The following is a 10,582-nucleotide window of genomic DNA, read 5'->3' as shown; positions in this document are numbered from 1 at the left end:
TGGACACCACCGCCACCCCGGCGGAGTCGTAGCCCCGGTACTCCAGGCGGCGCAGCCCCTCCAGGACAACATCCAACGCACTGTGACCGGCAATTACCCCGTCAACCGGACGGCCCACATATCCCACGATTCCACACATATTTGCCCCTCTGAATTTCCTGTGGCAACTCGAAGTTCCGTCTTGTTTTCCCCAAAAGCGGCAACCTTGGTCTGGCTAAGAAGTTTCGCGACCCTTGGGCACCAAGTGACAATTGCTCCGTTTGAAGCCAACAAGCCTTGACAGGGGCTATAAAGCCCGATCAGCTCATGCCGGCAATTCATGGAGTGTCGCCACCTCGGAGGCGGCTTTATCTTCGCATGACTCTTATATCACCTGCTGGCCTGCACGCACAGTCTGATAATTTTCACCACACGACCCGGTTGTCTGGCCTGCACGCGCTTGATACCGCGGGAAGTTCGAGGCCAAAACACCACCAGAAGCGTGCTGGAAATTCTGACCACGATATCAACTTCACGTCCAATATCTAGGGATGCGATTCAGACCGCCATTCGCTAGGCGGTTAGCTTCGTCAAAAGTAGGGTTAAGAGGGCCGGGGCGGGCTACAGATCCTTCATCCGCGTACGAGTGTAGCCCCAAGTCGCGGTAGAGTTGGCTCGAATGTCTGTTCTTGATCGGCCGCTCATTTGACCACGAGCTGGCGCCACTAGGGGGATCCGCTTGAATATACTCGACTTTCTGCGCATATTGAGGCGGAGCTGGGTCCTGGTTGTCACGGTTAGTCTGGTTGGAATCATGTGCGGCGGAGCATCAGCGCTCCTGGTTAAACCTACCTACACGGCTGAGACGCAACTATTCGTAGCAATACAAAGCTCCGGTTCCGTTCAGGAACTACAGCAAGGCAACACCTTCAGCCAGGCAAGAGTTCAGTCATACGTCAAAACAGTCACTGCTCCTGTGGTTCTACAACCAGTTATTGATTCCCTTGGACTTCCTACCTCTGCGTCCGCTCTGGCGCGGCAGGTCAAGGCTACGAACGACATGAACACTGTCCTCATAAACATTTCAGTTGAGGACACATCACCAGTCCGTGCTGCTGCAACTGCGGAGGCTGTGGCTCGCAGTCTTATTGAAGCCGTTGACAAGCTAGAGCGTCCAACCACTGGCGGCACGTCACCTGTCAATCTTTCAGTTATTGCCCCAGCGGAGGCGCCAGAACAGCCGTCGGCCCCGAATACCAAGTTGAATTTGGGCCTTGGGGCCCTCCTTGGTTTGTTGGGTGGCGTCGGAGCCGCTCTGGCTCGATCGGTTCTGGATACACGAATCCGCGGGGAGGCAGATGTCCAGCGAACCGTACAGACGCCAGTGCTTGGCGGCATCGCGTACGACAGCGATGCCGCCAAGAAGCCGCTGCTAACCCAAAGCGTCCATCAAAGTCCGCGTGCGGAATCCTTTCGCCAACTTCGTACAAATCTGCAGTTCGCGAACGTCGCGGGGCAAGCCAAGTCGGTTCTTGTCACTTCCTCCGTCCCGGGTGAAGGCAAGAGCACAACCGCAACAAACCTTGCCATCGCTTTGGCACAAGCAGGGCAGAACGTCTGCCTTGTGGACGCCGACCTGCGACGTCCTATGGTCCACGAATATTTGCGACTTGAGCGCGGGGCTGGCCTTACGACCGCGCTCGTGGGTGGGGCAGACCTCAACGACTTGCTGCAACCGTGGGGCGATGACAACTTGTACGTTCTCACCTCCGGACAGATTCCTCCCAACCCCAGCGAGCTCCTGGGGTCTGAGGCGATGCGCAGTCTGCTTGCAGGCCTGGAGGACGCCTTCGACACCGTCATTATCGATGCACCACCCCTTTTGCCGGTGACAGACGCCGTCGTGCTGGCGCAGAACGTCGGAGGAGTTGCCGTAGTAGTGGGAATACAAAAAACGCGGACGCAAGAACTCGCCAAGTCGATGGGGGCACTGCAATTGGTTAAGGCAAACATCTTGGGTGTCGTGCTCAACAGGCTGCCCGTGAAGGGGCCGGATGCATACAGTCGGGGTTACTACAGCTACTACAGTCACGACACCTCCGAGGAATCATTGGGATCGCCAATCAGCGACGGTGCCTCCACTACCAGTGCGCGACACCCGAAAGCCTACCCTCGCGACCTTCTTGAACAAGCCAATTCTCACTGGATGTCGAACGGGACAAAGTCCGTCCCAGATGACGTCATCCGCTAATCATTTCCAGCTCCAGCCCCCGGCGAAATGACGCCACGCGTACCTGACCTAGGTGAGTTGATTCATACTCGCATCTGAGCAGTCGGGGGCTGATCGATCAGAATACCCTTTGACGTTCCTATAAGACGCGTCAAAGGAAGAAAAGGACATCTTACGTGACGGATGGCACCAGACTTTCGGTCATCATACCGGCGAAAAACGCGAGCTCCACAATAGGTAGAGCCATTGAATCGATAAAAAATCAAGGCATCACGCCATATGAAGTTTTAGTTGTTGACAACGGTTCTACCGATGACACTGTCCGGGCAGCTAAGCAACGACCAGGGAACCTGGAAATCAAAATTCTTTCGTGTTCAACGCCCGGCAGTGGCGCTGCTCGGAACACAGGAATTCAAGCCGCGCGAGGTAACTACATTGCGTTTCTGGACGCCGATGATGTCTGGTACCCGAACAAAATCGAATCTCAAATCTCCAAAATTAACGGTAAAGCCGCTGCATTTTCTGGCACGTTCATGCACTATCTTTCACCGAGTGGACGTATCCTCGGTAACAATGTTCGCTTTACGGATGAAACGAAAGCAACACATGCCCTTCGTTTAGCATCTGCAATGCCCGTGCCTCTATCGAGTGTTATCGTTAGCAAATCGCTAGTGGAGCAAGTTGGATTATTCAACGAAGCATTTCGACGAGCTCAGGACCTGGAGTGGCTTTCAAGAGTTGCCGCGGCTGCCGACCTGTCTATACCGAGCCAAGTACCGCTGGTAGGTTATGTTCTACAAGCAGGCTCGAGCAGCGACGATAGTTATATAGAACAAGGCTTGGCAGCAGATGCGGTCCGGGCTGCGATCAAATCAGGCAAGGCGCCTGACTATTCGCGCGATGTTGTCGCCCGCCTAACCTCGTCCGCCATTCCACGCAAGTATCGGGCGGGAAAACATTACAGGCGGGCCGGCGCCCTATTCGGCCAAGGGAAGACCATCCAGGCAAGTGTTGAACTGCTGCGGTCATCGGCCATTGATCCTGTCGGAACACTCGCCAAACTACGTTGGCAGTCCGTGGGGAGAGAAGCGGGAACCCTAGACCCGATAACCGCGCCATTATTCGAGTTATCGCTCAAAGTCTGATGGAGAGCCCACAACTTCCGCGCAACATCCTACTTCCGCTCCTGTACGTGATGGCTCCCCTTATCTCAGCCGTAAGTACTCTCGTTGATGGGGCCACGAAAGTCCGTGATTTTGCTGGCCAATGGACATGGGTGACCACATCCAACTACACCGGAATTTTCACGTATTCATACATTGCAGCGCTGTTGGGCTTAGCACTCCTGACGATTGTCAAGGACTTATTGTCCCAAAAGCGCACTCTGTCTATGCCCTACTTAGTAGTATCCGTGCCTGTTCTGCTAGCCGGGATATACGTATTGCGACAGGATTTCGCATCTGCAACCACAGTCCTACTCGCTACTGTGATTTTGGCTGCAACGGCAGTAAACGGGATTAGCAAAGCAGACATCAAACTCCTGGGCAACTTAGCTATTTGGACGGCAATTGCAGCTTGCGCGTTCTTTTTTGTCAATCCCGAACGTGCACTGGTTCCGTGCAGACTCGATAAGTGCAGCCCCCTAGACGGACTCCTGACATCCTTCTTCCCTCAGGAAAACGTGCTTGCGATCTTTATGATCATGAGCTTGGGGCCTGTCATGTTCGGGCTCCGCGGATTTTCTCGCGCCGCTGGCACGATCCTACTAATCACCCTAATCGGCATGTCAGGCAGCAGAACCGTGACCGCTGCCGCGATAGTAGTTTCAATCATGTCGCTAGTCTTCCTAAGCGTAAAGAATCATCGTGCCCTTACCTGGCTTTACTCCCTCTCCGCTGGAGTCGCTGGCGCCCTCTTTGCAACCTCTGCAGCATTGTTTTTTATTCCACTCGATGCTTTAGCTTTCACAGGCCGCGGCTTTATCTATGACTTGCTCCACGGCTACTGGGAAAGCCAACCATTGATCGGCCCCGGACGCGGAGTCCTAGAAGACGCATTCAGTATCGGTATGTCGGCAAACTATGCTATCTCACACGAGCACGGCGGGCTTCCGTACATTATCGTCAACGGTGGCCTTCTCCTTATGTTGTTCTTTAGTTATTGGCTCTTTCAACTTCTCCACGTCAACGTCAGCGGTAACAAGTCACGGATACAAGGTCTTTGTCTAGTCTTCACCATGACGGTGGGCATCGTCTCCATAACCGAGCCGGTATGGACCTATGATCTAAAAGGTCCTGCCTTCTGGACACTTGCACTGGTTTCGTGCACTCTGACCCCCTGGGCTCGGTCCCAAACCGCATTTTGTAAATCTATTGAAGTTAGGGAGAGTCAACATTGAGGCTCGTTGCAATCGTCACCGTCGACCATGACGAATGTTTAGGCAGTGATTTTTCACGGTTGCTGGAAAGTGGCCGGGCAGAGATTGACGAATGGTTTATCGTCCTAAGAAGCACCGCCTTTTCAGCCCGTGAAGACCTCGATCGAACCTTGCAAACCCATGGACTGGATAGAATTTCAAACGTAATCATCACAGATCCCTGTGGGATTTCAAAGGCAAGAAACGCGGGGCTTGAAGGTTACTTAGCCTCAGTGCCAGACGCCGATAATGACATAATCTGCTTCCCCGACGATGACTGCCATTTCTCTTCAGGATTCGGTTCTGTTGTTCGCGATCGTTTCACGGCAGAGGGGGCAGACTTGGTGATCATGCCCTACGCCCCTAGCCCAAACGACATAAATAGGTCTCGGTGGCCAGGCTACATCAAGCAATTGACGCCGCAAATCCTCATGCAGGTAACTTCCTCGGCTGGCATCTTCATTAGGGCAGCGCAGATACGGACACTGGGAGGATTCGATGAGCAGTTTGGCGTAGGTGCCCCCCTTGCGGCGGCAGAAGATGTCGACTTTGTACTGCGTGCGTACCGCAGCTCACCACGTATGAGCTACTGGGGCGACATCGCCGTTTTACATGCGTATAAGGCAACCATCCCCACACGTCAGCTCGGAAACTTCGCTCTTGTACGGAGACATAGAGACCTGCTTCCTCCGATCTCCCAAGCTCGTGCGTTCGCCAAGCTTCTTTCGGTAATTCAGGGTATTAAAGGAGTTCGCGCTCTGGTTAGTTCCCCTCTGTCACTAATATTTGGCCTTGAGACAGGAAATCAGTCGGTGCGCTTACGTCGGAGCATCGCGGGACTACAAATTGATACGTTGAAACCCGTTCAGCTCATCGACAAGGCGTGCGATTTTGTGGTGACAAGAGATGGTGAGACGAAGTCAGTTGTAGCAGCACACATCACTTCTTTGATTCATGCTGCCGAACCTACTTTCCGGGCATCGTTCAATCGCGCAGATATATCTATGGTCGACGGTATATCTCTTTCCCTAATTTCTAGGCTTACGCCAGGACCTGCGCTCGATAAAATGGCAACTACAGATTTTGCTCCCGCGGTATTTGTGCAAGCCGCAAAACGACTCGGGCGGCCAGTTAAGGTAGGAATTATCGGCGGCGAAGAGCACGTGGCGATTCAAGCGGGTCGTGAGCTTAACGCGTTACCGGCCGTGGAGGTCGTTTACTCAACTCACGGCTATTGGGACGACTACGCGCTTCCCCTGGCCGAATTCAATCGGCACACCCCAGACGTTCTCGTCCTTGGCTTGGGAATGCCGTTGGAGGCCAAATGGCTGGAACGTCATCAGTCAAGGGTCCATGCGCCCCTGGTGATCACATGTGGAGGCTGGCTAAGGCTGCTAGCAAAAGTGGAAAAGCGTGCCCCGAAGCTGCTACAGAAAGTTCACTTGGAGTGGGCATGGAGATTAGGTACAGACGCGAAGCGGACTGCTCCCCGATACTCTAAGGGTCTGGTTACTGTTGCTAGAGCGATAGCTGCGCCATGGTCGCTCTGAAAGTCTCCGCGGCTCTACCGGCGGTTTTTAAGAGCTCTTGGAGCCACACCCTGGCAGCTTACGGAACAGCACAAGCAGTCCTCGCCATCGGCGCGTTCTTGCGGATCCCGTTGCTCCTTGCCGGCGTTGCTGTGACCGGGTATGGCAGCATTGTTGCCTTCAGCGGCCTCTGCATCATTGTTCTAGCGGTAGCTGACGGCCTAAGCCAAGCGACACGTGCGATTATTGCCGAGCGCCGTACACCTAACTTCGGACGGTTAAACAGGCTGCATAACTTGGCTTCAACGGCTGGCGTTGTCGTTGTCATGGGTTTCCTTGGCAGTGGAACAGTTGCCCTGATTATCTCGCCTTCAGGAGATAACCCGTGGGCGGCGGGTCTACTTTGCATGGGATTTTCTGCCACAGCCTTGTTTGGCGGCCCCGCTAGAGGATTTTTGGAGGGAACGGGAAAGACTGCCTTAGTTCATCTACTTCAGACCTCGACAACAGTTGTTGGGTTACCGCTACTGTTCGTAGTTTTATTGGTCAGTCCAAACTTGGTTGCAGCCTCTGCTGCGACTGGGCTCGGTCTAGCGCTTCCCTACCTCACCTATCTTTTTGCCCTAAAGAAGACTATAAAATCATCACGCATATACCTTCGGCAAACGCTTTTTAGCTGGCGACAGCTTCGCCGGTTACGTGAGCTCAGGGCAGTAAAGAATATGACCGTCTGGGCTTGGTCGAACTCACTGAACTATGCCTTCGATGCAAGTATCGTCAGCCTCGTAGCAGGGACAGTAGCGGCTGGCGAGTTTGGGCTTGCCAGCCGTGTGATGACACTGGCCATGCTTCTGTCATTAGCGCTCAACCCGCTCATTACGACTCGCGTTAGCTCCTGGAGAACCTCGTATAATCTTCAAGTAATGCTGGCGAAAGTCCGGCGGCTCAGTCTGCTTGTAGGGGTTGTTTCTTTAGTTGTCTGCACAGTTAGCATCGCCGTTGGACCGTGGCTTGCTGGGCTTCTATCTCACAACCAGATAGCAAGTCCGCTGTCGCTCTATGTAGCATTGGCGATATTTGCTTTCACCAGCGCTGTCAGTGCACCCTTGATGGGTGTTTTTGCTGGCGCGGGCGGTTCTAGGTTCCGGGCAAAAATGTCGGCACTGCTGGCCATTACAAACGTATGCCTCTCCATAGTGCTTACCATGACACTGGGGATTAGTGGGCCTGTTATTTCTTCGACCACCACACTTATTCTCCTTGCTGTGATCCTCCTCGTTCGGATGAAACAACAGCCCCAGACAATTATGGAAAAATATTGAAAATTCAATTTGTTCGACCCCTGCTACCTCTTGAAGCTCGCAAGTACGGAATATCGTGGTTGTATTCTGTCGGCCAGAAGGCAAACCCCAGCGCGGGCCGAGAGGTAATCTTCACGAACAAGACCCCATTTGCTGGGGAATTTGACGAGTTGTCCATTGTGAGACGATATAACCTCGGTAATCACATTCGCCAAGTTTCCAATGCCGTGAGATTCGCCGAAATACACAGCATTCCCGCCGTCCGACTCCCAGCTGGATCGTTCTTCTCACCCGGAAGAGTCCGGGATATCGCGCTCCTCGCCTGCGATCCTGCCGGAGCAAAGAGGGGGCATCACCTGTCCGGTGATTTTTTCTATTTTCAGAAGCTTGGCATCACCCTGGACCGCTTGCACCGCGGCCGCACCGTAGCAGCTCTCCGATCCAACGTGCCTCTACTGCAAGGGACCTCTCGCGTCGAGAAACTTGGAATTCACCTCCGCGCTGGTGACACGTTCGACGCAAGGCCTCATCCACTCTATATGCCGCCACCATTTCGTTTCTTCTTGGATGCGATCGATCGTTCCCATGCGGCCAAGCTCGGCGGAGTCCACTTGGTATGCCAAGATATACGTCATCCTTACGTAAACCAACTGGTCGCCTACTGCTCAAGCCAAGGCATTGAGTGCGGTGTTAGTTCGTCATATCTCGAAAGCGATTTCAGGGAGCTGGCTAGTTTCGACGAGTTGTGCTTGTCACAAGGCACTCTTGCCCTAGCTGCAGGATGGCTTTCGAAACACTGCAGGACAATTTTCGCGTTCGACCGGGACGATGGAGAACTACTCACGACAGCTGAGCTTGGTATCCGTGTGGAGCACGCGGTCTCAAAGAGAGACTTAGGACCTTGGACTGGTTCGCAACACCAAATGTCACTCCTGTCCGATCCCAAGAAGGCGACCCTGAGCTGGCGCTCCCTCGAGGGGTCCAGCAATGCGCAATAGTTACAACAGAAATCAATCTCGATGTATTCTTGCGCACTTCAGCGATCATGATCATCGGCAGGACGGCGCAGGCCTCGGTTGGTTGCATCGGGATATGAGAGAAAAAACAAAGGGGACAATATAATGACTAAACGTGCACTCATTACTGGCATCACTGGACAAGACGGGTCTTATCTCGCGGAGTTATTACTGGGGAAGGGGTATGAAGTTCACGGACTTATTCGGCGGGCTTCAACGTTCAATACTGCACGTATTGATCATCTCTACGTCGATCCTCACGATGCGAACGCGCGACTGTTCCTCCACTACGGCGACCTAAGTGACGGGGCGCGACTGGTTACCCTTCTCGCCCAAATTAAGCCTGACGAGGTCTATAACCTAGCAGCACAATCTCACGTCCGTGTTTCATTTGACGAGCCGGAACATACGGCGGATACGACAGGAGTCGGAACAATCCGTTTGTTGGAGGCTGTTCGTCTTTCCGGCATCCAGACACGCTTCTATCAAGCCTCGTCCTCAGAGATGTTTGGGGCAACGCCACCGCCCCAAAACGAGGAGACACCCTTTTATCCTCGTTCTCCTTATGGAGCCGCGAAAGTTTACAGTCACTGGATCACCAAAAACTACCGTGAAGCCTATGGCATGTTTGCTGTTAATGGCATTCTTTTCAATCACGAATCGCCTCGTCGCGGTGAAACGTTTGTAACCAGGAAAATAACCCGCGCCGTTGCAGCCATCAAAGCGGGGAAGCAAGACCTGCTATACATGGGCAACCTAGATGCTGTGCGTGACTGGGGCTACGCTGCTGAGTATGTGGAGGGTATGTGGCGGATGTTGCAGGCCGATGAACCGGAAGATTTCGTGCTCGCCACGGGTGACAATTACACCGTCCGCGACTTCCTGCAATTCTCTTTTGAGCATGTTGGTTTGAATTGGGAAGATCATGTCCGGTTCGATGAGCGGTACCTCCGTCCCACCGAAGTCGACGCTCTCGTCGGCGATGCCTCAAAGGCACAATCGAAACTGGGGTGGAAGGCTTCAATACACACACCAGAACTGGCACGAATCATGGTCGATGCAGACATTCAGGCCCTGAAGCATGCCGGTAACCATTGGATCGATAGGGTTGCCTTGGAAAGTTGGGAAAAGTAGTGTCAGTCGAGTCACGGTTTGAGCCCGCGCCCTTAGACAGGGCCGCCACGTTTTTCATCGCGGGCCATCGCGGATTAGTGGGTTCTGCAATTTGGCGGAAACTGGTGGCAGAAGGCTTCACAAGTCTCCACGGGGTGCCCTCATCTGAACTCGATCTTCGGAACCGTGATGCTGTCATGGCATATTTCGCCGAAATCAAGCCCCGTTATGCCGTACTTGCTGCCGCCAAAGTGGGCGGAATACTAGCAAATCAGAATTCACCTGTCGATTTCCTCAGCGACAACCTGCAGATCCAGGTGAACGTACTAGATGCCGCCAGGGAGTTCAATGTCGAGCGCTTGCTTTTTCTAGGGTCGTCATGCATCTATCCAAAATTTGCTGAGCAGCCCATACGAGAAGACTCTCTCCTTACCGGGCACCTTGAGCCGACGAACGATGCCTATGCCATCGCGAAGATAGCGGGCATCATGCATGTTCAAGCGGTTCGCCGGCAATACGGCCTTCCATGGATTTCTGCTATGCCAACAAATCTCTACGGTCCGGGCGACAATTTCTCCCCTACCTCTTCTCATGTGTTACCAGCACTGATACGTCGCTTTGACGAGGCGGCCAACTCAGGAGCGTCTTTCGTCACCAACTGGGGATCAGGATCACCGCGTAGGGAGTTCCTGCACGTTGATGATATGGCTTCTGCCTGTCTTCATCTCTTGGAGAATTACGACGGGCATTCTCACGTGAATGTGGGAACGGGGAAGGACGTGACCATACGCGAGTTGGCTTCTCTCGTCGCGTCAGCCGTGGGCTACACCGGCGAAATCCACTGGGACACCTCCAAACCCGATGGTACGCCTAGAAAGTTACTCGACGTTTCGAAACTGAATCAAGCTGGCTGGTCGGCCGCGATCCAGCTTGAAGAAGGTGTTCGTACAACCGTCGAATGGTTTAGAGAGCATTCTCTGTCCATTCGGCGCTAGAAA

7 protein-coding genes are annotated in these 10,582 nt (G+C 53.6%); all 7 read left to right on the top strand.

All coding sequences use genetic code 11. The annotated features are described in order from the left end of the window. The first annotated feature begins 718 nt into the window (after positions 1-718). The 7 genes from AC5RT3_RS18680 (at position 719) to AC5RT3_RS18650 (ending at position 10,579) form a co-directional block, all read left to right on the top strand. Complete coding sequence (locus AC5RT3_RS18680) at positions 719-2,230, top strand: tyrosine-protein kinase domain-containing protein (protein WP_494124909.1); 1,512 nt, start codon at positions 719-721, stop codon at positions 2,228-2,230. Positions 2,231-2,385: 155 nt separating this feature from the next. Then, on the top strand, positions 2,386-3,354 hold the full coding sequence (locus tag AC5RT3_RS18675) for a glycosyltransferase family 2 protein (protein ID WP_494124908.1): 969 nt from the start codon (positions 2,386-2,388) through the stop codon (positions 3,352-3,354). Between the two features lie 131 nt (positions 3,355-3,485). After that, complete coding sequence (locus tag AC5RT3_RS18670) at positions 3,486-4,607, top strand: O-antigen ligase family protein (protein WP_494124907.1); 1,122 nt, start codon at positions 3,486-3,488, stop codon at positions 4,605-4,607. Continuing rightward, on the top strand, positions 4,604-6,175 hold the full coding sequence (locus tag AC5RT3_RS18665; RefSeq protein ID WP_494124906.1) for a WecB/TagA/CpsF family glycosyltransferase: 1,572 nt from the start codon (positions 4,604-4,606) through the stop codon (positions 6,173-6,175). Before AC5RT3_RS18670 ends, AC5RT3_RS18665 begins: the two co-directional genes overlap by 4 nt. After that, positions 6,163-7,476, top strand: coding sequence for a lipopolysaccharide biosynthesis protein (locus AC5RT3_RS18660; protein WP_494124905.1), 1,314 nt, complete (start codon positions 6,163-6,165; stop codon positions 7,474-7,476). The genes AC5RT3_RS18665 and AC5RT3_RS18660 overlap by 13 nt, the downstream gene beginning before the upstream one ends. A gap of 1,100 nt (positions 7,477-8,576) precedes the next feature. Then, positions 8,577-9,605 (top strand): GDP-mannose 4,6-dehydratase, encoded by a 1,029-nt coding sequence (gene gmd / locus AC5RT3_RS18655; protein WP_494124904.1) that lies wholly within the window; start codon positions 8,577-8,579, stop codon positions 9,603-9,605. Beyond that, positions 9,605-10,579: a GDP-L-fucose synthase family protein gene (locus tag AC5RT3_RS18650; protein ID WP_494124903.1), complete on the top strand. Its 975-nt coding sequence runs from the start codon at positions 9,605-9,607 to the stop codon at positions 10,577-10,579. The genes gmd and AC5RT3_RS18650 overlap by 1 nt, the downstream gene beginning before the upstream one ends. The last annotated feature ends 3 nt before the right edge of the window (positions 10,580-10,582 follow it).

This window comes from Arthrobacter sp. Y3221159 (assembly GCF_059089885.1).
The sequence above is the reverse complement of the archived record's forward strand: the minus strand, read 5'-3'. Positions and strand labels throughout refer to the sequence as shown.

What these genes read in the sequence shown, in the direction of transcription:
- AC5RT3_RS18660 (WP_494124905.1), top strand. Translation starts at nt 6,163, where the DNA reads ATGGTCGCTCTGAAAGTCTCCGCGGCTCTACCGGCGGTTTTTAAGAGC.
- gmd (WP_494124904.1), top strand. Translation starts at nt 8,577, where the DNA reads ATGACTAAACGTGCACTCATTACTGGCATCACTGGACAAGACGGGTCT.